The 22,975-nt window shown below is 44.3% G+C and carries 21 protein-coding genes; 7 read left to right on the top strand and 14 right to left on the bottom strand.

Going from position 1 to position 22,975, the window contains the following annotated elements; all coding sequences use genetic code 11:
- Positions 1 to 3 precede the first annotated feature (3 nt).
- On the top strand, positions 4 to 837 hold the full coding sequence (locus tag AC1U9Z_RS04680) for a MetQ/NlpA family ABC transporter substrate-binding protein (RefSeq protein WP_333531960.1): 834 nt from the start codon (positions 4 to 6) through the stop codon (positions 835 to 837).
- A 153-nt stretch (positions 838 to 990) separates the two neighbouring features.
- On the opposite strand, the gene sigK is transcribed toward AC1U9Z_RS04680, so the two are convergent.
- Positions 991 to 1,689 (bottom strand): RNA polymerase sporulation sigma factor SigK, encoded by a 699-nt coding sequence (gene sigK, locus AC1U9Z_RS04675; RefSeq protein ID WP_333531961.1) that lies wholly within the window; start codon positions 1,687 to 1,689, stop codon positions 991 to 993.
- A gap of 360 nt (positions 1,690 to 2,049) precedes the next feature.
- Between sigK and AC1U9Z_RS04670 the strand changes: the two genes are divergently transcribed.
- Both AC1U9Z_RS04670 and AC1U9Z_RS04665 read left to right on the top strand, forming a co-directional pair.
- On the top strand, positions 2,050 to 2,664 hold the full coding sequence (locus AC1U9Z_RS04670) for a DUF47 domain-containing protein (protein ID WP_333531962.1): 615 nt from the start codon (positions 2,050 to 2,052) through the stop codon (positions 2,662 to 2,664).
- A 15-nt stretch (positions 2,665 to 2,679) separates the two neighbouring features.
- On the top strand, positions 2,680 to 3,678 hold the full coding sequence (locus tag AC1U9Z_RS04665) for an inorganic phosphate transporter (protein ID WP_333531963.1): 999 nt from the start codon (positions 2,680 to 2,682) through the stop codon (positions 3,676 to 3,678).
- A gap of 102 nt (positions 3,679 to 3,780) precedes the next feature.
- Here AC1U9Z_RS04665 and fdhF read toward each other — a convergent pair whose 3' ends face one another.
- The 8 genes from fdhF to larE all read right to left on the bottom strand — a co-directional run bounded on the left by fdhF (position 3,781) and on the right by larE (position 13,526).
- Positions 3,781 to 6,471, bottom strand: a complete 2,691-nt coding sequence (gene fdhF, locus AC1U9Z_RS04660; RefSeq protein WP_333531964.1) for a formate dehydrogenase subunit alpha — start codon at positions 6,469 to 6,471, stop codon at positions 3,781 to 3,783.
- Between the two features lie 24 nt (positions 6,472 to 6,495).
- Complete coding sequence (locus AC1U9Z_RS04655) at positions 6,496 to 8,277, bottom strand: NADH-quinone oxidoreductase subunit NuoF (RefSeq protein WP_333531965.1); 1,782 nt, start codon at positions 8,275 to 8,277, stop codon at positions 6,496 to 6,498.
- Positions 8,278 to 8,291: 14 nt separating this feature from the next.
- Entirely contained in the window at positions 8,292 to 8,786 is a 495-nt protein-coding gene (gene nuoE / locus AC1U9Z_RS04650) for an NADH-quinone oxidoreductase subunit NuoE (RefSeq protein ID WP_442886078.1), read from the bottom strand.
- 213 nt (positions 8,787 to 8,999) lie between these two features.
- Positions 9,000 to 10,154 (bottom strand): nickel pincer cofactor biosynthesis protein LarC2, encoded by a 1,155-nt coding sequence (larC2, locus tag AC1U9Z_RS04645; protein ID WP_333532054.1) that lies wholly within the window; start codon positions 10,152 to 10,154, stop codon positions 9,000 to 9,002.
- A gap of 253 nt (positions 10,155 to 10,407) precedes the next feature.
- Positions 10,408 to 11,169 carry a selenium cofactor biosynthesis protein YqeC gene (yqeC, locus tag AC1U9Z_RS04640; protein ID WP_333531966.1) on the bottom strand — a complete coding sequence of 254 codons (762 nt, stop codon included), beginning with the start codon at positions 11,167 to 11,169 and terminating at the stop codon, positions 10,408 to 10,410.
- Between the two features lie 32 nt (positions 11,170 to 11,201).
- Entirely contained in the window at positions 11,202 to 11,963 is a 762-nt protein-coding gene (gene larC / locus AC1U9Z_RS04635) for a nickel pincer cofactor biosynthesis protein LarC (RefSeq protein ID WP_333531967.1), read from the bottom strand.
- Between the two features lie 3 nt (positions 11,964 to 11,966).
- Entirely contained in the window at positions 11,967 to 12,719 is a 753-nt protein-coding gene (larB, locus tag AC1U9Z_RS04630; protein WP_333531968.1) for a nickel pincer cofactor biosynthesis protein LarB, read from the bottom strand.
- Between the two features lie 3 nt (positions 12,720 to 12,722).
- The gene (gene larE / locus AC1U9Z_RS04625) at positions 12,723 to 13,526 is read right to left on the bottom strand and encodes an ATP-dependent sacrificial sulfur transferase LarE (RefSeq protein ID WP_333531969.1); all 804 of its coding nucleotides are present in this window, start codon (positions 13,524 to 13,526) and stop codon (positions 12,723 to 12,725) included.
- 142 nt (positions 13,527 to 13,668) lie between these two features.
- Here larE and AC1U9Z_RS04620 point away from each other — a divergent pair, with 142 nt between their 5' ends.
- The 4 genes from AC1U9Z_RS04620 (at position 13,669) to AC1U9Z_RS04605 (ending at position 17,035) form a co-directional block, all read left to right on the top strand.
- Positions 13,669 to 13,944, top strand: coding sequence for a hypothetical protein (locus AC1U9Z_RS04620; RefSeq protein ID WP_333531970.1), 276 nt, complete (start codon positions 13,669 to 13,671; stop codon positions 13,942 to 13,944).
- 102 nt (positions 13,945 to 14,046) lie between these two features.
- Complete coding sequence (locus AC1U9Z_RS04615; protein WP_333531971.1) at positions 14,047 to 15,234, top strand: DUF438 domain-containing protein; 1,188 nt, start codon at positions 14,047 to 14,049, stop codon at positions 15,232 to 15,234.
- A 467-nt stretch (positions 15,235 to 15,701) separates the two neighbouring features.
- A complete protein-coding gene (locus AC1U9Z_RS04610; protein WP_333531972.1) occupies positions 15,702 to 16,568 on the top strand; it encodes a sensor histidine kinase in 867 nt (288 codons plus the stop codon).
- Between the two features lie 11 nt (positions 16,569 to 16,579).
- Complete coding sequence (locus AC1U9Z_RS04605) at positions 16,580 to 17,035, top strand: hypothetical protein (protein ID WP_333531973.1); 456 nt, start codon at positions 16,580 to 16,582, stop codon at positions 17,033 to 17,035.
- Positions 17,036 to 17,092: 57 nt separating this feature from the next.
- Here the strand turns inward: AC1U9Z_RS04605 and AC1U9Z_RS04600 are convergent, their stop codons facing one another.
- Genes AC1U9Z_RS04600 through AC1U9Z_RS04580 form a run of 5 tightly spaced genes read right to left on the bottom strand, consistent with a single transcriptional unit; the run spans position 17,093 to position 22,966 of the window.
- The gene (locus tag AC1U9Z_RS04600) at positions 17,093 to 18,130 is read right to left on the bottom strand and encodes an HD-GYP domain-containing protein (RefSeq protein WP_333531974.1); all 1,038 of its coding nucleotides are present in this window, start codon (positions 18,128 to 18,130) and stop codon (positions 17,093 to 17,095) included.
- A 59-nt stretch (positions 18,131 to 18,189) separates the two neighbouring features.
- Positions 18,190 to 19,212, bottom strand: coding sequence for a protein-glutamate methylesterase/protein-glutamine glutaminase (locus AC1U9Z_RS04595; protein ID WP_333531975.1), 1,023 nt, complete (start codon positions 19,210 to 19,212; stop codon positions 18,190 to 18,192).
- Positions 19,213 to 19,217: 5 nt separating this feature from the next.
- On the bottom strand, positions 19,218 to 20,030 hold the full coding sequence (locus tag AC1U9Z_RS04590; protein ID WP_333531976.1) for a CheR family methyltransferase: 813 nt from the start codon (positions 20,028 to 20,030) through the stop codon (positions 19,218 to 19,220).
- 54 nt (positions 20,031 to 20,084) lie between these two features.
- Complete coding sequence (locus tag AC1U9Z_RS04585; protein ID WP_333531977.1) at positions 20,085 to 22,445, bottom strand: HAMP domain-containing methyl-accepting chemotaxis protein; 2,361 nt, start codon at positions 22,443 to 22,445, stop codon at positions 20,085 to 20,087.
- Positions 22,446 to 22,486: 41 nt separating this feature from the next.
- On the bottom strand, positions 22,487 to 22,966 hold the full coding sequence (locus tag AC1U9Z_RS04580; RefSeq protein WP_333532055.1) for a chemotaxis protein CheW: 480 nt from the start codon (positions 22,964 to 22,966) through the stop codon (positions 22,487 to 22,489).
- Positions 22,967 to 22,975: the final 9 nt, after the last annotated feature.

Here is a 22,975-nt window from a genome sequence, read left to right as displayed (position 1 = left end):
TCCGTGAAAAAGAAGTTTGCGTTACTGTTAACTTGCCTGCTATCTCTCAGCCTGCTGCTGGTTGGCTGCGGCGGCGAAAAGGAACAACCACAAGCTGCTAATGATGATAAAGAAGCGAAGGTATTAAAGGTTGGCGCTACCCCGGTACCCCATGCTGAAATATTAAAAATAGTGAAACCTATTTTAGAGAAGGATGGCATCCAACTGGAAATCGTGGAATTTAACGATTATGTACAACCCAACCTGGCCCTTAATGACAAGCTGCTGGATGCTAACTACTTCCAGCACCTACCTTACCTTGAAGAATTCAACAACCAAAAGAGTATGGAATTAAGCTATACTGCCAAAATTCACTTTGAACCAATGGGTCTTTTCTCCAAGAAAATTACCGCCGTCAGCGAATTTAAAGAAGGCGACAAAATTGGTATTCCCAACGACCCCACCAACGGTGGTAGAGCCCTGGCTGTTTTAGAAGAGGCTGGTCTGCTGAAACTTAAGGAAGGCGTTGGCATCAGTGCCACAGTACGGGATATCGTAGAGAAGAAAGTAGAAGTTATTGAATTAGAAGCTGCTCAACTCCCCCGTTCCGTCGATGATCTAGCTGGTGCAGTAATTAACGGTAACTTTGCCGTCCAAGCCAACTTTGTTCCCACCGATGCCATGGTGGCCGAAGATGCTCAATCTGAAGCCGCTGACACCTATGGCAACATTTTAGCCATCCGCAAAGGGGACGAAAACCGTGAAGAAATCAAAAAACTGACCGAAGCTTTAAAGAGCCCAGAAGTTAAGAAATTTATCGAAGACACCTACAAAGGTGCCGTTGTAGCAACATTTTAATCCATAACCGCAAGTCCCCCGGAAAACTCCGGGGGACTTTGCTTTTAGCCTTTAGCTGTTACCCGGTTAGCTATCTTACCCTGAAAATAGCCGTGGGCCATGGGCTTTGCCGCCTTTCAATGTTAGATACAGCTAATAGCTGACGGCTGATGGCTAGGAATGAGACATTTCTTTGTACAGCTTATGAATGGAGCTGCTTTCAATGCGGGAGATGAAGGAACGTGAAATGGCTAGCTGCTGGCCTACCTCCCGTTGGGTATATTCCTGACCGCCATCTAGGCCGTATCTTAATTTTATGACTGCCTGTTCCCTGGGAGATAGTTTTTGCAGGGCCTTTTCCAGTCTTTCCACTTCCAAACTGGTTTCTACCACCTCATCCACCGGGGTATCTTCGTTCATCAGGGTATCTTGCAATTCCAAAAGTCCCCCATCTTTATCATAATCCAGAGGTTCTGAAATGGAGATGGTATTTCTCATGGTCTTTTGTTTGCGCAGCACCATCAGCATCTCATTTTGAATACAAACCCCGGCATAGGTTGAAAACTTTCTGGCTTTGGTCATGTCAAAGGTATCTACTCCCTTAATTAAACCAATTACACCAATTTGAAAGAGGTCTTGTTTTTCCACACCATTGTCTTTTAACTTATTGGCAATCTTAGCAACTAATCTTAGGTTCCGTTCTATTAATACCGTTTTAGCCAATTTATCCCCTTTGGCTAATCTTAATAACCATTCCCTCTCTTCCTCGGGGGATAAGGGATCTGGCAAACTGCCGGATGAAATATAGGAAACCAAAATTGCAATGCCATTTAAAACCGAAAGGGCTATTAAGGTAATGATACCTGCGGTCACTTAGCATCCCTCCGTAACAAAAATACTTATCTACTTTATGCTACGTGGGAAACGATTAAAATGTGCTTGTTCACATAAAAAAAGTAGTTAGAAAGTTCTGGCGAAGGATTTTCAAGTAAATTCATGGAAATAAGAATTATGTCGAATAGAGGAGGGTTTTATGAGGAGAATATAGTTATATTTTTTAACCGTGTGCGTGTCCCTTTTATAAAAACCTTCTTATGTTTTTGGTACATGCACATTTTTTCACTTGATTGTTAATTTTTCTTTAAGTCTTTTTAATTTTTTAACATTAACAAACTGTATGTGGTATACTCTTTCATGGACAAGGATAAAAAATATTTCCTTGGGGGGGACTGTATGTTATTTAAGAAGAAGGATATTTTCTTTGAAACCTTCATCGCTATTTCAAAAAACATTACCGAGGCTGCTGAAGAATTCAGCTCCGAAATACACAAACCCGGCACTGAGAGAAAAGCTTTGACGGATATTCAAGACTTGGAAAAAAAAGGTGATCGCTACACCCATAGCATCTATAAGGAATTAAACAAAACTTTTATAACACCTCTGGAACGGGAAGATATTTTGAATCTGGCCGTTAAAATGGACGATATACTGGATGGTATCGAGGCTACCTTGATTCGTATGGATATCTATGACATCCGTGATATTAACATTTTCATTAAGCGAAATACGGAAATTATTGTCGAACAGTGCAAGGAAGTTGAAGGAGCCATCGAAAAACTGACTTCCAAAAAGTTTCTTGATATTCGGCCTCATGCTGTACGCATTAATGAACTGGAAAACGAAGCGGATGACCTATTCAATAATAGTTTACGGGAATTGGTTTCCTCCTGTACCGATGCCATCGAATTTGTTAAGTACAAGCAGATTTATGAGATGTTAGAAGAGGTTACCGATGCCTGTGAAGACGTGGCAAATATTCTTGAGAGCGTTCTCATGCGAAATTCCTAATAAGGAAGGCGTAATATGGAACTACATTTTGTCATTATTGCCGTTGTTATTTTGGCCTTAAGCTTTGATTTTATTAACGGATTTCACGACACTGCAAATGCCATTGCCACCTCTATTTCCACCAAGGCTATCCGACCCAGAGTAGCTATCGTCTTAGCTGCAGTTATGAATTTATTGGGTGCCCTTACTTTTACTGGCGTTGCTAAAACGGTGGGTGGCAGTGTAGCTAACCCGGCTAGTCTGGATAACGGGGTTTACGTAGTGGCCGCCGCCCTGGTGGCAGCCATTATTTGGAACCTACTAACCTGGTATTATGGTATTCCCAGCAGTTCTTCTCACGCCTTGATTGGTTCTTTAGCTGGTGCTGTTATTGCCTCGGCTGGATTTAGTGCTGTAAACCTTAAAGGTTTCTTAACCATTATCGAAGCTCTTATTTTATCCCCCTTAATTGCCTTTACCATTGGCTATATTATTATGTCTATTATTCGCATAATATTTGCCAATTTTTCACCCCATAAAATGAATTCGAAATTTCGCTTTTTACAGATATTTACCGCATCCTTTCAAGCTTTCAGCCACGGCACCAACGATGCCCAAAAAACAATGGGTATTATCACCTTTGCTTTGGTTGCAGGGGGGTATCAGGATACCTTGGATGTAGCCCTCTGGGTGAAAGTCTCTGCCGCGGTTGCCATGGCCCTGGGTACCTCCGTGGGCGGTTGGCGTATTATTAAAACCGTTGGTTCTAAGATCATTAAATTAGAGCCGGCCAGTGGTTTTGCTGCAGATTTATCCTCTGCCCTTATTATTATTGGTGCCACCATTATTCGATTACCCGTTTCCACCACCCATGTCATTAGCTCGTCCATTATGGGTGTTGGTTCAGCCAAGCGTTTATCCTCTGTTAAGTGGGGTACCGCAGTAACAATGGTTTCTGCCTGGATTATTACTTTACCAATCACAATGCTTTTGGCTGCGCTAAGCTTTATTATTGTTCAAGCATTATTCCTATAAGAAAAGAGACAGGGAGTCGGTTCTCTCTGTCTCTTTTCTTATATCTTCAATTATCACCACAGCGGAGACGGTTCTCCCTGTCGCATTTTTATTTTTAAGTTTTTAAGTGATTATTTTTTCTATGCGAACGGCACAGATTTTTAGCTGCGGTATTTTGGCAATGGGGTCATGGGCAGCGTTAGTAAGTTGGTTTATCGGCACCTGGGGGTAATGGAAGGAAGTAAAGACTAAACCGGGTGGCGTTACTTCTGTTATTCTTACTGCCAGTTCCACCTTGCCACGGCGCGAGACAACCTTAACTTTATCCCCGTCAACCAGGCCCAAGGGAGCTGCATCCCGGGGATTCACTTCCAAATATTCGTCTGGATAATGCTTTTCCAGGGTACCAGTCCGCAGGGTCATTGTGCCTGTGTGGTATTGATAGAGTCTTCTGCCCGTGCTTAGCACCAGTGGGTACTCTGCATCGGGTATTTCCGCCGCTGGTACATAAACCACCGGGTGAAATTTACCACGCCCCCGGGGGAAGCTTTGCTGATGCAGTATCGGTGTACCAGGATGCTCTGCGGTGGGGCAGGGCCACTGCAAACCTTGTTGTTCTAATCGTTCATAGGAAATACCACCGTAGGAAGGTGTCACACTGGCAATTTCCGCCATGACCTCTGCGGGGGAACCATATTGCATGGGATAACCGAAGGCATTCGCCAGCATACTGATGATTTGCCAATCGGCCTTGGCTTGGCCCACCGGTGCAATGGCCTGACGCACCCGCTGCACCCTACGTTCGGTATTGGTAAAGGTTCCATCCTTTTCGGCAAAGCTGGCAGCCGGCAGCACCACATCGGCCAACTTAGCTGTCTCTGTCAGAAAAATATCCTGCACCACCAAAAAATCTAAGTTTTGCAAGTCTACTTTAACTTGATTGGCATTGGCATCGGACAAGAGGGGATTCTCCCCCATAATATACATACCCTTGATGCTGCCGGCACTGGCTGCTTCGAACATTTCACCCACTGTGAGTCCCGGGGCAGCAGGTAAATCTGAAACACCCCAGGCCATGGCAAAACTTTCTCTGACTTGATGATCGCTTACATTTTGATATCCGGTCAGCACATTGGGCAGTGCTCCCATGTCGCAGGAACCCTGAACATTATTTTGTCCCCGCAGGGGATTGACGCCGCTGTGTTCTTTGCCAAGCTGACCGCACAACAAGGCCAGGTTGGCCACTGCCAAGACATTATGGGTACCAGTGGTGTGTTGGGTAAGACCCATGGTATATAAAATGGTGGCCCTTTGGGCCTGGGCATAGCCCCTGGCCACTGCCTGGAGGATCTCAACGGATATACCCGTGATTTCGGCCACATGGGCCGGGGTGTATTTTTCTACAATTTGTTTAAGTGCCTCTAAATCTTCGGTGCGCTGCTCAACAAAGTCCTTATGCCAGAGTCCCTCTGCAATAATTATCTGGGCTAAGCCGTTAAGCAAGGCCACATCGGTACCTGACTTTAATCTCAGATGATGGTGGGCCAATTGGGCCACTTCGGTTTGACGTGGGTCCAGCACCACCAGGGTGGCACCCTGCCGTAGTGCCTTTTTGACCTGCAAGCCAATGATTGGGTGGGACTCTGTGGTGTTGGTACCAATGGCTAAAATAAAATCAGCCCCGGCAATTTCTTTAATACTGTTGGTCATGGCACCGCTGCCCAAGGATGCCGCCAGACCGGCGACAGTGGGAGCGTGTCAGAGACGGGCACAATGATCGATATTGTTGGTGCCAAGGACCCCACGGGTCAGTTTTTGCAGCAGATAGTTTTCTTCATTCGTACACCGGGCGGAACTTAATACTCCCAGGGCAGCGGCACCGTGGGTTTGCCTAATGGCAGACAGACTTTCCGCCACCAGGTTAATGGCTTCATCCCAACTGGCCTCAACAAAGTGACCATTTCTTTTAATTAAGGGTGAGGTTAAACGATCTGGATGGTGGATAAAGCCATGGCCAAACCTTCCCTTGACACACAAGGACCTGCCGTTAACTTCTCCCTCGCAGGAGGTTACCCCAACCACTTGTCCCCCCTTGACATTTAGTTCCAGGCTGCAGCCAGTGCCACAGTAGGGACAAACTGTTTTTATTTTATTTACTTCCCAGGTCCTGGCCTTTTTTCTTAAACCCCTTTCCTGTAGTGCCCCCACCGGGCAAACAGCCACACAGTTACCGCAAAATACACAGTTTGATTGGGCCAAGGGCAAGTCCAGGGCCGTGGCAATTTTGGTTTGAATACCTCGATAGGTAAAATCCAAGGCATGTTGTCCCTGTACTTCACTGCACATACGTACACATTTGCCACATAGAATGCATTTATTCATATCCCGAACAATAAATGGGTTGTCCTGTTCTATTTCATAGTCATGGCTTTGACCGCTAAAACCAGGTCTTGCCACACCATAGCGAAAGGCGTAATCTTGCAGCCGGCAATCCCCGGCCTTGCCACAGGTGAGACAATCCTGGGGGTGATTGGCCAGCAATAATTCCAAAATGGTCCTTCTGGCCTCCAACACCGCCGCTGATTCGGTGTCGATAACCATGCCCTCTTTGACAGCAGTGGCACAGGCTACTTGTAACTTGCCGGTATCAACCATTTCCACCACACAAATACGGCAGGAGGCCGCCCTGGTTAATTCCGGATCATGGCAAAAGGTGGGGATAAAAATGCCCAGTTGCTCGGCAGCCTCTAAAATGGTACTGCCCACAGGAACAGCAATTGACTGGCCATTGATGGTTAGATATATCTCAGACAAAATATCACTCTCCTTTTGCCGCGGTTAACGTTTTCGTACAGCACCAAACTTACATTTTTGCAGGCAATTGCCGCATTTTATGCAGCGGGTTCCATCAATGACATGGGGTTCTTTTTTGTTGCCGCGGATGGCCCCGGTGGGACAGGCCCTGGCACAACTGCCACAGCCCTTACAGGCCTCGGCAACAATCGAGTATACCAGCAGCTTGGCACAAGCACCGGCGGGGCAGCGTTTGTGATAAATGTGGGCTTCATATTCCTGCCGAAAATAGCGCAGGGTACTTAGTACCGGATATGGTGCACTTTGTCCCAAACCACAGAGGGATGTATTGCAGATAATTTTAGCCAGACGTTCTAGGTTTTCCAAATCCTTGGGCTGACCCTGCCCTTCACAAATCCGGGTCAGTATTTCTAACATACGCAGGGTTCCCTCCCGGCAGGGAGTGCATTTACCACAGGATTCCTTTTGCGTAAAATTTAAAAAAAACCGAGCTACATCCACCATACAGGTGGTATCGTCCAATACCACCAATCCACCGGAACCCATCATAGACCCTATCTGGTCTAAGGAATCATAATCCACCGGCAGATCCAAGTGTGCCTCAGGAATACATCCCCCGGAAGGCCCCCCTGATTGGACTGCTTTAAAGGCTCGCTGATTTGAGATGCCCCCACCTATATCAAAAATGATCTGGCGCAGAGTGGTACCCATGGGTACTTCCACCAAACCAGTGTTGATAACCTTACCCGTTAATGAAAATATTTTGGTCCCCTTGCTTTTTTCCGTGCCCATGGAAGCATACCAGGCAGCACCCTTGGTGATAATGGTGGGAACATTGGCAAAGGTTTCAACGTTGTTGATTACGGTGGGTTTTTGCCATAATCCCTTTTCCGTGGAACGGTCCGCCTTAAACCTGGGCATTCCCCTATTTCCCTCAATGGAGGTCATCAGTGCCGTTCCTTCACCGCACACAAAGGCCCCAGCACCGGCTTTAATTTTTATATGAAAGCTAAAATTAGATTGAAAAATATGATTACCTAAAAGTCCAGCCCTCTCGGCCTGTTCGATGGCCAGCTTTAATCGCTTGATGGCCATTGGGTACTCTGCCCGCACATAGATATAGCCTTCGTCGGAACCGGTGGCATAGCCACATATGGCCATGCCCTCTAGTACCTCGTGGGGATTACCCTCCAACAAACTGCGATCCATAAAGGCACCCGGGTCTCCTTCGTCGGCATTGCAAATAACGTATCTTTTATCCGTTATTTTAGCCTTTAGAGCAGATTCCCACTTCCTTCCAGTTGGGAAGCCTGCACCACCGCGGCCCCTGAGACCTGACTTCTTTACTTCATCAACCACCTGCTGGGGTGTCATCTGCCGGATTACATTTTCTAAAGCTTGATACCCGCCCTGGGCCAAGTAGTCTTCAATATGCTCCGGATTAATCTGACCACATTTTGCTAAGACAATCTTTTGTTGGCGGGCGTAGAAGGGCACCTGGTCATAGGTGTTGATTTGCTGTTGATTGCTAGGATTAACATAAAGAAGACGTTCCACCAGAGAACCTTCTTGCAGGGAAGTGATAATCTCCGACACATCTCCCTCGGAAACCCTGGTATAGAAAGTTTTGGTCGGTTCGATGCTAACCACCGGCCCTTGTTCGCAGAAACCATGGCAGCCTACTGGCTTGACCACTATTTGATCCTGTAAACCCCTTTGTTGTACCTCGGCCCGCAGCCCTTCCAGTACCCTCAGGGAACCGGAGGAAGTACAGCCACCCGCACACACACAAACAATTTTTTTCATGGCAATCCTCCGTCCTATTGATACTGTTTTAAAACTTCCAGAGCTTTGGCTGGGGTAAGACGGCCATGGGTATCTTCATTGACCATCATGGCCGGAGCTAAACCACAGGCTCCCAAACAAGCCACTGTTTCCAGGGTATAGCGCAAATCTTCGGTGGTTCCTTCGTCCTTTAGGCCCAGTGCCTGCCTGATACTCTCCAGCAAAGGACTGGCTCCCCGAACATGACAGGCAGTACCAGTACAAACCCGGATAACATTCCTGCCCCGGGGCTTTAGGTGAAATTGAGCATAAAAGGTAGCTACACCAAAAACCTTACTAAAAGGAAGGCCTAACCCCCTGGCAATCTCCTCCATCACCTCTCCCGGCAAATAGCCGAAAATTTCCTGGGCCTCCTGCAATAGGGGGATTAAAGCACCAGCAACACCCTGATAACGAGCAATGGCCTCCCGCAGGGCCATTTGTTTCGGATCTTCCTTGGCGTGTTTATTGCCACAGCAGCAAGCAGACAAGCTTATTTCCCCCTTCCTTGAACTTTCTGCCAGCGTAAACCAAAAACACCCCACCACTGTGGAGCGTCAATTTTGTCAATGAGTTACTTTCTTATTTTATACCATTTTTCGCGGTAGGGCTAGCTCCTTAGCTATTAGCTATGTCATCCTGAACGATAGCGAAGGATCTTGACTCAACCTTTTTTCACAAAGATTGTTGCTAACGGCTGGCAGCTAACAACGAATCCACCTCTCCCGCCCTTCTTGCAGGGCTGCCTGGTACACTTCTTTAACCGGAATATGCAAACGGTTGGCTAAGGCCCGGCAGTCTTCATACTCGGGTTTGAGGTTTAATACTGGCTGACCTGGGCCCAGGCGGGCTAGCTTAATTTTGACCGGGCCGTAAGGTGTATTTACTTTTCTAATTTCCCGGAACAGCTTTTTTCTGTTTTGATAAGCAATCCTTACCCCTAGGGATGAGGTCTCCTGTAAAATAACCCCCGTTAGGGCATCAACATCCTGGGGGCGGCAGATAACCGTTAATTTAACTGCCGGGCGGCCTTTTTTCATGATAATGGGTGTGTAAAAAACATCTAGAGCACCTTCGGCTAAGAGCTTGTCTAACACGAAGGGATGCAATTCAGGATTCATATCATCTATATTGGTCTCTAATAGGGCGAGGTGATCTTGCATTAAGGAGGAAACGGTGCCAACCATCACCCTTAACAAATTATCTGCTTGGTCATCACCACCATAGCCCAGGGAATCTAAAATCATTGCCGGCTCCTCTGCCATATCAGTAACCAGGGTCCTGGCAATGGCCGCACCCAGTGGTGTGACAAAACCAGTACGATTGCTTCCTGTACAAATGGCAAGGCCCTTTAATAATTCCATTGTCTCGGGCGAGGGGATGGTGCAAGGGGCATTTTGGTTAACGAACTTTGTTGCAAAACGGATCGGTGAGATCAGGATTTTCCTTGGTGCTAGCCCTTGGATGCAAAGCAAAATAGCAATGGTTTTGATAACCTTCGTTAACGCATCCTCTATTCTGACATTCTTCAGAGGCAGCTCTAACACCCTAGCTTGGGCCTCTGCTAAGTTGGTAAAAATATGGATTACCCGTTCCTTGAAATCGTCACTTAAGCCTGTCTCCTCAATTATATCCAACAACTGAAAAAAAGTTTGTTCCCCCGAATGTGGCGATTGCAGCGAAACCCGGTTGGCAGGAAAAACTTCGCCTCCCCTACGGCAATGAATTTCACAAGGGGGCAAACCCAGGCCAGACAATTTTTTTGCCAAACTTATCTCATTTTTTTGAGCATGAAGTAAAGCAGCAAGAATCATATCTTCGGTTAAACCAGAGATACAATCAAAATATAGTACTAGAATAAAAACCCACCCCTATTCCATGTCTCACAACACACGGGGACGGTTCTTTTGTGTCCCTGTGTCCACGGGGACACAAAAGAACCGTCCGAAACCAATGAAAAAGTGCTTCTAAAAATTCACCCTATACAATATGTTGTGATTCAACATGGGTTTTAGTCACAATATATTGAGTGGATTCTTGAAAAATGATACTTTTTCAGTGATCTCGAACCGTCCCCGCGCGTTGTCGTGTGTTGTTCCCTGTGTTGTGTGTCTACCCCAGCACCTCCCAAACAGGCTGGGTACTCCGTAAGGAGCACAGTAAAACCTTGTCAATGTTTTTTCCAAGCAATAATTTAGCCAGTCTTCTTGCCTCTGGCAGATCTTCCTGATGATCAACCTTATTGATCAGGCAAACCCTTCTGGCGCTGGCAGGCAACCCTTTAAAAATCCCCCTGGGATGCAGCAGGCTACTGGCTATGGCTGTGGCGGTCAGGTTCTTATTTAAGGGGAAAGCGGTTAACTCTGAAAAAAGCTCCGCCCTGTGCACAAACTCTTCCCGCAGGGGTTTGTGGCGTGCATCCCAACCCACAATCCCCAGGCCAAGGGTGCATTCCCTTGGAATGACTGGCTCATGGTCAGCGGGTGCCTTGATCGGCTTACCCTTTGAACCGTCCGCCTCACAAAGGATAAAATTGGCCCTGCCCTGACAACTAATTAAATCCACACATTCTCCATCAAGACCCACAAGTTTACCATTATGATCAATAAACTTACCAAGGCAAACTTGGGAATTCGTGTCCCAGGCACATTCTAATGCTTGAAATAAGTTTTGACAATCCTTGCTTAAAATCAATGATTTTCTTTGTCCGTTTTCTGGGGGCCATATTTTGGTGGTGGTGGTAACAATGACTTTGTTCCCCCGGTCAGCCAATTCCCCGCTTAATCTATACATGGCAGTGGTTTTACCACCGCCGCCCACCAGACAAATTGTTTCCTTTGGCCCAAGTTCCAAAGCGGCATGCAGGCTTAGCAACGTTCTTCCTCTCCCTAATCGAAGGCTAGCGTCTAATTATGGGTATGTTTGTGGTGCTGGTGCCCGTGCTCATGCCGGTGTTTCTCTTCCCCCACAATAACACGCAGGGCATTGGGTATCCGCAGTTCCGCGGTACCTGCACCATAGCCTATTTGTCCAGGAATCATGGCCGGCAGGTCCGTGAAGTCCTGACATAGGGCAGAAATAATAGCGGCCCCGGTGGGGGTAACTAATTCTCTGTTCACGCCGCCATTATAAATGGGAATACCCTTTAATAGTTCCAGGGTTGCCGGAGCAGGGACTGGGATAAGCCCATGCATACAGTGAGTCCAGCCACCCCCAACATTGAGAGGGGAAGCCGTTATTTTCGTAATATTCATCTTATGTAAACTAACCACAGCCCCTACAATATCGACAATGGCATCCACTGCCCCAACTTCATGAAAATGAATCTTCTCTGGGCTTACGCCGTGAATCTTACCCTCCGCTTCGGCTAAGCGGTTAAATATTTTCATCACGGTACCTTGGATCGGTTCCTCCAGGCTGCTTTCTTGAATAATCTTGTGAATATCACCAATATGTCTGTGCGGCTGCTGTTCATCCGTAACCACAGAAAATTTAGTAGCAGTAATCCCCTTTTTTATTACTTTCTCCGATTTGATTTGGAAATTAGCCAGGTTTAATTTAGCCAGTTCCTCTTCCAACTCCCGAAAGGGTAAACCAGCATCCAGCAATGCACCAATGATCATATCTCCACTGATACCTGAAAAGCAGTCAAAGTAAATAATCGACAATTTCTACTCCCCCATCCGATTTATCATAGCGGCAGCATAAGCGGCACCAAAACCATTATCAATATTAACCACAGTTACTCCTGAGGAGCAGCTATTTAACATGGCCAGCAGGGCTGCCAGGCCGTTAAAGCTAGCACCATACCCCACACTGGTGGGTACGGCAATAACCGGCTTGTCCACCAAGCCGCCTATAACACTGGCCAAGGCCCCCTCCATACCTGCAACCGCCACAATCACCCTGGCAGCATCTAATTTTCCCCGATTCATCAACAGCCTATGAATGCCCGCAACCCCGGCATCATACAAGCGCTCAACCCTTGCCCCCATTAAATCCGCAGTAATAGCTGCTTCCTCCGCCACAGGCAAGTCGGATGTGCCTGCACAGGCCACCAGCACATTACCAATTCTTTTTTGTTCCCCTCTGGTAACAGTAATTAACCTGGCTGTGCTATCATATTTAGCATCAGGAACTACCCTTTGGACAGCCCGGTACATCTCCTGGGAAGCCCTCGTACCCAATATATTGCTTGTGGAGCGGTCCGCCAAGGCCTCCATAATTTTTTGTACCTGCTCCACCGTTTTACCGGCACAATAGACTACTTCCGCAAAACCCCTACGCAGGCTCCTATGGTGATCTATTTTGACAAAACCCAAATCTTCGTAGGGAAGGTTCTTTAGTCCTGCCAGTGCATCGTCAATGGTTAGGGTGCCCTCCTTCACCTGGCTAAGCAGCTGCCTTATTTCATATTGATCCATCATTCACTCTCCCTTGATCGCTTCATTCATGCTGCCCGAGCGTAAACCCATCATATCTAAGGTTACATAGGTCAAACCTAATTTTTTTAAGTAAGTGGTGACCTGCTCTGACAAAGTCATCAGATCTAAAAGTCTATCACTTGGCACTTCAATTCTGGCCAAATTTCCATGCAGTCGTAGTCGACAGGGGAAAAACCCCAAATCCCTTAAAAAGGCCTCCCCCTCTTTGATGGTGTAAAGCTTTTCTTTGGTTATGGTTTCCCCATAGTGAATCCTCGATGCCAGACAGGCAATTGCCGGGGCCTGCCAGGTGGCGATCCCCTTTTTACGGGCCAGTTCCCTTATCTCTGCCTTGGTTAAGCCAACCTCCTGCAGGGGACTCTTTACCCCAAGTTCTTTAATCGCTCGCTGACCCGGTCGATAATCGGCCAGATCATCCACATTCGATCCATCCAGGACATTTTCAATTCCTCTGGAACGGGCAATTTCCTTTAATGTACGAAAGCGTAAATGTTTACAATAATAGCACCTTTCGGGGGAGTTATCAACAAACCGGGCATCTGCCATTTCATTACTTTGAATGATCAAATGTTCTACACCAAACTCCTTGGTTAACTCCCTTGTACGTTGTAGTTCCTCTTCAGTAAATGTATCCGAAACTGCTGTCACAGCTAGAACACCTGTTGGTATTTCTTCCGAGGCTATTTTAAGCAGCAGGGTGCTGTCTATCCCACCGGAAAAGGCCACAAGTGCCTTCTGATAGTTTTTAATTTTTTCTCTGAGAAGGTTTTGCTTTAATTGTTCCAAAATATCCCACCTAGCTAATTTAGAAAAGTTATAACATCTATATTATTTTATAAGAAAAACTCAGCAAATGCCAAGCTTTTAGGTTTAGCTCTCTTGAAACATCGCACCGCCTTTCGCATATGATGTTATCGGAGGTGTTTAAATGGATAAATTTCCAACCTTTCAACAACCACTTTTCCACGTACCTTCCCAGCGAACCTGCATCTCTCTCGGTGGTTGTGTTACGAGCAAGCTGGTTTCCGCAAGATTTAATAATGGTATGGTACTTTCCATTCGATTGGCTGAGCTGATTCCCAATGAACCAATTTGTTGTGTCATGTGTGGCAGTCCGGCTAAACCGGACCAAAGGGGTGTCTGTAAGGAGTGCTTCACCCCCCTTTGCCCCTCCTGCGAAAAATGTAAATGCACTCAAAAATAAACTCCCTTGGGCTGGGAGTTTATTTTTTCTACCTTACAAGAATAAATAAATTTGCTCAAAATGGGCATCACTTACTATAGATATTTTGTAAGGAGGTCACCCATGAGCGAATACCTTGGAAGCAAAGAAGCTAAGCAAGAAATGTTAAAAACAATTATTAAGGATCTTCATCAAGGAAAGGATTTTGATAAGGTCAAGGCTGATTTTCAGAACTTAATTAAAGACATTGATGCCACCGAAATCGCCAATATGGAACAAGCCCTGATTGGGGAAGGGATGAATCCCGAGGAAATTACCAAACTCTGTGATGTACATGCAGCGGTATTCCGTGATGCCCTGGAACAAAATGAAAAACCAGAACTGATTCCCGGTCATCCCTTATACACCTTAAAGCATGAAAATGAGGAAATTAACAAAATTCTGCAAGAATCTGATTTATATTTTCAGGACAATCAAATGGAGGCCCTCAAAGAACGCCTGTCCTTTTTACGGGAAAATTTAGATAAGCATTATTCTAAAAAAGAAAACATCATCTTCCCCTATCTGGAGAGACACAATATTACCGGACCACCTTCGGTCATGTGGTCGGTGGATGACGAAATTCGGGATCTGGTGAAAGTGGTTTTGACAAGACTTCGGGAAGGGGATGCCGAAGCCATTAAAACAGCCTATGAAACCATGAAGAATAAAATATCGGAAATGATCTTTAAGGAAGAAAATATCCTTAGTCCCATGCTGCTAAATACTTTGACTGAGGAAGAATGGGTAGAAATAAAACAGCAGGATGAGGAATTTGGTGTGGTCTTTTCCAAACCACATGGTGATTTTTGGCAGCCAAAGGCTGGTGCAGCCAAGCCTATCTCCCAGCAGCACTCCGGTGATGCCATGCCTGTGGACACAGGTTTCTTGACCCTTAAAGAACTGAATACCATCCTTACCAATGTCCCCATTGATATTACCTTTGTGGACAAGGATGACACCGTAAAATATTTTTCCCAGGGGCGGGAAAGAATCTTTGTTCGGACTAAGTCCATCATTGGCCGTAAAGTACAAAATTGCCATCCACCGGATAATGTTCATATGGTGGAAAAAATTCTATCCGACTTTAAAAGCGGTAAACACAGCACCGCAGAATTTTGGCTGGAGTTGGGTGGAAAGTTTATCCACATTCGTTATTTTGCCCTGCGAGACGAGCAGGGTACCTATCTAGGCACAATAGAGGTAAGCCAAGATGTTACTGGTATCCGTGCTTTAAAAGGTGAACGACGTTTATTGCAATATGAGGATTAGAAAATATTACCTTATAGAATCCTTTCTATCCTTCTTTACAAGTGTATCAATTTTCAATATAATCAAATTACGGGGAGCGCTTAAGGTTTAGCAGTGGAATTGGCACGGTTTCTCAGTTTCACAAGGTTCCTGTGAAGTAAGCTGTTGAAGTAAGCTGTTGAAGTAAGCTGTGGTTTCCAAGTATTGTCTGTTAAGTCCGGTTGTAGTTCCCTCATTTCGTATGTCGTTCGGATCGTATGTCGTTCGGAAAAGTAATTCGATTGGTAAGTATTCGGATGTTTTTAAAGAGGTTGTGTGTTTTTTAGAGCGGTGGCGTTCCCCACAGGAAAACCCGGGATAATTTCCCGGGTTTTCTCTTTTATACTTGCCTAAAGGACAAGTGTACAATATACATAGTATAGAGAAAGGAAATTTGGGGTTTTTTGTCGAAGCATTGTCTATTGTTAATTACAACAAAGGGGCAATTTATGACTAGGCAGCAGAAATTTAGGGATCTGGCCCTTACCTTGGTTGTTATTCAGTTAGGCTATATACTTGCTTTTGTCTGGGTTTTATATTTAAAGGATCATTCTATTTTAGAACGTTATCTTGGTTTTAGAATACCCCATTATAAAAACCTTGAACTGATGACTTTAATTGTTACCATCTCTACAACAACTATATTTATATACTCCCTTTTACACTATTTTAAAGCTAGTTGTCTGGAACAAGAATATGCAAAGGAAAAACTCCAGAATGAATTGGCCCAAAATACAATCCACTTGCTGCGTTGTCATCGACACGATTTCTTAAATCACTTACAAGTCATTTTGGGCTATATTCAATTAAATAAAACCAATAAGGCCGAGGAATATATTAAAAACATTAACCAGGAAGTTTCAGATATTCGTGTTATTAGCCAAATACAAATACCAGAGGTAGCCGTTCTTCTTTATATGAAAAAGGATGAAGCCTATCGTAGTAACATTAAACTTGTTTTTGATTTTGAAACGGACTTATCAAATATCTCCCTTAAGCAAACGGATTTAGTTCGTATTATATCTAATTTAATTGACAACGCCTTTTTTGAATTGAAAAAACTTAATGCTTCTGTTGAAAAAATTGTAGAAATTTCCTTCAATTATTCGAATGATCATTTAGTGATTGAGGTTTTTAATACCGGCAGTTATATTGAAGACACCGAAAGGATCTTTGATTACGGTTACACCACCAAAGGGAATTTGGGATCCGGCATTGGACTATACAATGTCAAGGAACTGGTTGATAAGTATCACGGCAGCATCACGGTGGAAAGTGACAGGGAAAACGGTACTACCTTTGTCGTTACTATTTAGGGGGGTCGGTTTTGACTGATATCTTCTTTGCAGAAATACCTTGGTCTCTACGCTATACCTTTATGGTGCTGCAATCCCTCTCGGTATTTTTGTTTGTATTCTACTTTTCAGATATTAAATATACCACAAAACTTCTCTTAACTATCGTAGTGGCAAAAATAGTAGTCAAAGATTGGGTGCAAAGCAGCTTTGTTATTGATTTTCTAGAGGCAATTTTTATCAATTTATTGATTAATATTTTTCTCGTTTTTGCCTTCACCCGGGTATTTAATTGCAGGGTGATTATTACAACGACTTTGACCTCAATTGTATTACTAATTACCATACCCAGTGTTACCATTCTTCTGGTAGATAACTATCCCGCAACCCACCCTCACATTGTTTGGTTCTTAGCCAGGGTACCTCAGGTTCTGATACTTAACTTTATCGTTCTTTGGGACTACAAAACCAAATTCATCGGCCGTTAGAAAAAGGAGTTTCGCAAAGCAAACTCCTTTGTTATGGAAAAGGATTGAAGCCTTTTTTTATATCAGACTTAATACCTTTACGGTATCTTTCGAGCTGTCGTAAATTTTCGAGGCCACTCGAATAACTGGGTTTAATATGTCCTGGGGTGGAATATAGACAATTTCACCAATCTCACCCGTATTTAAAATAATCTTTGTTCCAGTGTAGTAAATTGCTAAATTACTCAAGAAAACCTTGAGTATTTTGGTATCAAAAATACTCACACCGATTTGTTTAAACATTTCAAAGGCTTCAAAGGGGGTCGCTCTTTTTTTATAGACCCGATCGGATGTCATTGCATCATAAACATCTGCTACACCAACAATTTTAGCGTATAAACCAATACGATCCGCACCATACTGGAATGGATATCCCGAGGCATCTATTCTCTCGTGGTGTAACAATACCGCCCTTTTAACATCTGGATCAATTTCATTGATTTCCTTAACCAATTCATAACCAAGAATGGCATGATTCTTTACTATTTCAAATTCCTCCGGCGTCAGCTTTTCTTTTTTATTAAGAATTTCCAAAGGTATTTGGGTTTTACCGATATCATGTAAGAGTCCCGCCTGAATTATTTTCCAAATCTCATCTTCCCCCAGATTTAGCCATTTGCCAATTAACATGGAATAAAAGGCAGTAGTTATACAATGGGTGAAGGTATATTCATCGGTTTTACGAAGATCACTTAGGTATTGTAAAATGAGCTTATTGTCTTTGGTACTAAATACAATTTGTTCGGTGGCTTGCAAAACTTGATCAAATTCCAGTCTCTTTCCTACCGCAAGGTCATTAATTAATCCCTTGACAAGTAAAATGGTCTTCTTATAATTTTTATCAAATCTCTGATAGGCTTGTGAATGTTCTTCATCATAGGCATAGACCCATAAGTTATAAATACCATTCCTCATTAGCCTATTAATTAGATAAAGGTTCATTTCCGTGTTTTTTATCACCAGTGGAATACCGTAGGGGCCATAGATATCCTCTGCCAAAACGTCCCCTTCTTCACATTGGGTTATCAGCTTTTTAATCATTTTCACTGACTTCACCTCATTAACTCCGTAATATGCCCTATCCAAGGGGCAATACGCCTCCTTAAGCGGGTGGGCTATAGCATCCTAGAAATTACAAAGGGGATCTCATTAATAGCCGCTTGTTTTTCCACTGCACCCACATCATAAGCCACCTTTGGCATACCATAGACAACCGCTGTTTTTTCATCCTGTCCTATGGTTCTGGCCCCCCGCCGCCTCATGGCCAAAAGCCCTTTGGCACCGTCATAACCCATACCCGTTAGGATGACACCAATGGCGTTACTACCAGCCTCCTTAGCCACAGAGGAAAATAACACATCCACAGAGGGGCAGTGCCCGTTCACTTTATCTTCGGAGAAACATTCTACGCGATAGCTTAGCCCCACCTTTTTTATCCTCATATGCTTGTCTCCCGGGGCAATAAGGACACGTCCCTTTTCAACATAGTCATCGGTCTGGGCTTCTTTCACTTCAAAAGGCGTGGTTTGATTTAGCCTTTCCGCAAACATCTTAGAAAAAACCGGGGGTATGTGCTGTACAACCACAATGCCGGGACCATTTTTAGAAAGCCCTTGCAGTAAGTTAAATATCGCTTCTATGCCCCCGGTAGATGCCCCTATAGCAATGATTTTTCCTTTGCTATCCGAACTAGTTTGGGAAACCTGAGCCGTTAAGGTATTTTCGTTCCCTGATTTCACCTTAGCCTGGGAGGCGATTTTAATTTTTAAAATTACCTCCTCTAAAAATGCCTTGACACTTCCCGCTGATTTTACATCTGGTTTGGTTACGAAATCCACTGCCCCAGCATTTAAGGCCCTAAAAACTGCATTGCTGATACTGCTCACCACCACCACTGGTAAGGGATATTGGGGGAGAAGTCTTTGGATAAACTCAATGCCGTTCATGCGGGGCATTTCAATATCACAGGTCATCACATCGGGCCTGTGCTCGATAATCTTATCCCGGGCCTCAAAGGGGTCACCCGCCGTGGCCACAACCTGGAGCAGAGGGTCAGAGGAGATTCTTTGGGCCAATACCTCCCTGAATATCAGACTGTCATCTACAACCAACACTTTGACCCTTTTGTTCATGTTCATAGCAGCTATTCCTTTCGGTAGACAGCAGGCATTACATACTTATACTTAATCTCCTGGCGGTTTAAGGCTTCTGATTGTCCGATAAAGAGATAGCCACCCTTTTCTGTGAAATCATAAAATTTTTTTACCAGTTCATTTTTGGTTTTATGATCAAAGTAAATCATCACATTACGACAGAAAATCACATGGAATTTCTTTTTAAAGGGAAAGGATTCCATTAAATTAAACTTTCTATAGATAACTTCATCCTTAATTTTTTTGATCAAAGCACTTTTTTCGCTGTTAACTTGCCTAAAGTAATTTTTCTTCCAGTGATCCGGCAGTAATGTTAATCGTGCATTGGCATATTCACCTTTTATGGCTGTATTAAGCACCTTGCTAGAAATATCCGTGGCTAGGATTTTCGTATCCCACCACAATTTCTTATTGACAAAAAAGTCCCCCATAATCATGGCCAGGGTATAAGGTTCCTCACCACTGGAGCATCCCGCACTCCATATTCTTAAGTCCCTTTCCCCAACATGACTGGCTAGGTAGGGAAGTACGGTGTTTTTAAAATAGTTAAAGTGGTCAATTTCCCTCATAAAAAAAGTATGGTTGGTGGTAATTTTATCAACTAAGGTAAGTGCAGCAGCCCCGGTCTGATCCGATACCACATAGTCAAAGTACTCGGTAAAGTTGTTAAGTTTATGCTGGGCCAGCACCTGATGCAGCCTGCCTGTTAAAAGGGTTCGTTTTTCATCTTTTAAACTAATTCCATAATTGCTTTTTATATAAGAAGAAAATATCTGAAATTCCTTGTCGGTAATCGGTACCAACGCCTACCCCACCCTGATGTTGGAGAGAGCCAGTGGCCCTCTCCAATTTAAATTTTAATACTTACCAAATTCACTGTCGCTTAAAGCAATCTTTAACTTTGGCTCATTGCTTTCACTGGCGGCAGCAACCTTCTTTTCCTGGAGACTCTCCAGAAGCCTTAATACCTCCGGACTTAATTCTTCTAATTTGTTCCAGGAAGAACTGCTTTTTCTTAATTTAAACCGGCTAACCATTTCCTTTAATACCTGAGCCTGACTGGATAATTCCTCACTGGCAGCGGCACTTTCTTCAGAGGTGGCCGAGTTCGTTTGCACTACCTGGGACACCTGGATAACTCCCTGATTTACCTGGGAAATACCCGTTGCCTGTTCACCGGAGGCCACCGCGATATCGTTCACCAGATTCGCTACTTTGGAAATATCCCCAACAATATTGTTTAAGGCAGTGGCAGTTGCATTGGCAATCCTCGTGCCATCCTCTACTTTTTTGATGGAACCCTCAATCATCTCCGTGGTTTCCTTGGCGGCATTGGCACTTCTGGCTGCCAGATTCCGCACTTCTTCAGCCACCACAGCAAAGCCTTTGCCATGTTGTCCTGCCCTGGCAGCCTCCACCGCAGCATTAAGGGCAAGAATATTGGTTTGGAAAGCAATTTCGTCAATGACTTTAATAATCTTCGAGATATTGCCAGAGGCATCGTTAATTTCGACCATGGCCTTTTGCATCTGCTGCATTTGTTCATTCCCCTGCATGGCATTGAGTCGTGCAGTATCAGCCAGTTGATTCGCCTGGTTGGCATTTTCAGCATTTTGATTGGTCTGGCTGGAAATCTCCTCCAGGGATGCAGTAAGCTGTTCGACGGAACTGGCCTGTTCAGCGGCACCCTGGGAGAGGGCCATGCTGGATTCGGATACCTGCCCGGCACCGGCCGCGACCTGTTCGGCAGATGAATTAATATTGCCCAGTACTTCGTTGAATGAATTTATTAAATTATTAACTGCATCCTTAATAACGGTATAATCACCTTTGTAATTACCTGTAACACTAACTTGAAAATTACCCTGGGCCATTTGCTCCAAAATAGCAGCGGTCTCGGTAATCGGTTTTATCACCTCATCCAAGGTCTTATTGACACCTTCTACTATCTTACGATAATCCCCATAAAATTTTGTTAAATCACCCCTGCTGCTAAGCTGACCTTCTATCGCCGTTTCCGATAGTTTTACCATTTCTTCAATCAGGCTCATTAAATTATTTCTAAGCAGATCCATTTTTTCATTGGCCAGTGCTTGTTTTCCTGGCAGTCTCTCGAGTACCTTTGAAAAATCCCCTTCGGCATAGGAAGATAGGATGTCCAGTATTTTTAATATATTGCCTATATGCAATTTATACCCTTCATTAACGCCCTCTGCCACTTCCTTAAAAGCCCCATTAAATTGCTCAATTGAAATCAAAGCATCCAGTTCACCAAGCCTTTGTTTTTGATAAGCATCATTAATTTGACTGACCAAATTCCGTATGGTGTCAAGCATTTCAGCAAACCTTTTATTTAAAATATCATTCTCTGATTTTGGTTTTACCTGTACGGTTAAATCACCCGCAGCAATTTTTTCTGCCACTAAGGCTTGTTCACGAATATTTTCCACCATTTTGCCAAAGGACTGCATTAGGGTTCCTATTTCATCCTTGGTTCTAGCCTCCACCTTAACATGAATGTCTCCCACTGCCAGCTTGTCCGCCGCCTCAACCATTTTTTTAATGGGCTTGCTGATTAGCCGAGAAATAAATATCCCTAAAGCTATGGCCAGAACAATGGCAAGAACCAACACAATAATCGTCGTTGCGACAGTTTTACTGGTTAGTGCACTTAATTCATCAGCCCTTTGTTTACCTACCGTTATCTTTGAGCTGTGCAAAATAGTAATTGACTGATCAATTTCCTGGGCAACCTGACCTGGTTCTCCCCTCATATATACCAAGGCTTGCTCTTCTTGGTTGGCTAAGGCCAGGCTAATTATCCTTTCCTGCATCGGTTCGAATTTTTCAAATAACTTTCTCGTATTTTCAAATTCTTTGCGGGCGTCATCCGTTTGGATTGTTTTTTCATACTTTGCTAAATTAACGTCAATTTTTTGATTATATTCCCTTATTTGATCTACATACTGCTGTCTATTATGACTCCCCCTATCCAAGACTATATCCCTGAGGCTGGCCCGTACACGAATAAAATCCATGCCAGCGTCACCTGCATAGCTTAGGGGTACCCCATAATTATTATATAGATCGATATAGTTGGTATTTACCGAACGAATATTGGTTACTCCCACCATCCCCACTATGCCAGCCATCAGAGCAACGATAATAAACCCGATCAGCAGCTTGACGGAAATTTTTAAGTTATAGTACCACTTCATATAGGCTTACCCCCCAGCAAATTTCTTCGCTTTTAGACGAACTAATTGGTATGAGCGAATAACTCTACCTCATCTTGCCCCAGTAATTTATCGCAATTTAAAATTAGTTTTACCCCATTTCCCACCTTACCAATGCCCTTGATATATTTATTGCTGAATCCCGTGCTGGCATCAGGGGGAGGTACAATCTCGCTCTCTGGAATAGCAAGCACCTCTGACACACTATCCACGATGAGCCCCACTGACACATCCCAAATAGCTACAACAATTACACAAGTCCGGTCATTATACTCTCTAAAGGGCTTTTTAAACCTTAGCCGCACATCCATCACCGGGATAATATTGCCCCTAAGATTAATAATGCCGCGGATATATTGGGGCAATTCGGGTACCTCCGTGATAACCTGAATGCCAATGATTTCCTTGACATATTTTATTTCTATACCAAAATACTCATTGCCAATTGTGAAAGTAAGGAATTTATCCCTTTGCGTATCCTCCCCTTGCTCCTCCACAAGCATCGCTAGATT

This window comes from Desulfotomaculum sp., from assembly GCF_982386235.1.
The sequence above is the reverse complement of the archived record's forward strand: the minus strand, read 5'-3'. Positions and strand labels throughout refer to the sequence as shown.

Bases quoted from the DNA above. Each gene is read 5' to 3' on its own strand.
- AC1U9Z_RS04655 (WP_333531965.1), bottom strand. From the start codon at position 8,277: ATGAAAAAAATTGTTTGTGTGTGTGCGGGTGGCTGTACTTCCTCCGGT.
- AC1U9Z_RS04615 (WP_333531971.1), top strand. From the start codon at position 14,047: ATGAGCGAATACCTTGGAAGCAAAGAAGCTAAGCAAGAAATGTTAAAA.
- larB (WP_333531968.1), bottom strand. From the start codon at position 12,719: ATGGATCAATATGAAATAAGGCAGCTGCTTAGCCAGGTGAAGGAGGGC.
- AC1U9Z_RS04585 (WP_333531977.1), bottom strand. From the start codon at position 22,445: ATGAAGTGGTACTATAACTTAAAAATTTCCGTCAAGCTGCTGATCGGG.
- AC1U9Z_RS04620 (WP_333531970.1), top strand. From the start codon at position 13,669: ATGGATAAATTTCCAACCTTTCAACAACCACTTTTCCACGTACCTTCC.
- AC1U9Z_RS04665 (WP_333531963.1), top strand. From the start codon at position 2,680: ATGGAACTACATTTTGTCATTATTGCCGTTGTTATTTTGGCCTTAAGC.
- AC1U9Z_RS04610 (WP_333531972.1), top strand. From the start codon at position 15,702: ATGACTAGGCAGCAGAAATTTAGGGATCTGGCCCTTACCTTGGTTGTT.
- AC1U9Z_RS04670 (WP_333531962.1), top strand. From the start codon at position 2,050: ATGTTATTTAAGAAGAAGGATATTTTCTTTGAAACCTTCATCGCTATT.
- AC1U9Z_RS04580 (WP_333532055.1), bottom strand. From the start codon at position 22,966: ATGCTTGTGGAGGAGCAAGGGGAGGATACGCAAAGGGATAAATTCCTT.
- AC1U9Z_RS04595 (WP_333531975.1), bottom strand. From the start codon at position 19,212: ATGAACATGAACAAAAGGGTCAAAGTGTTGGTTGTAGATGACAGTCTG.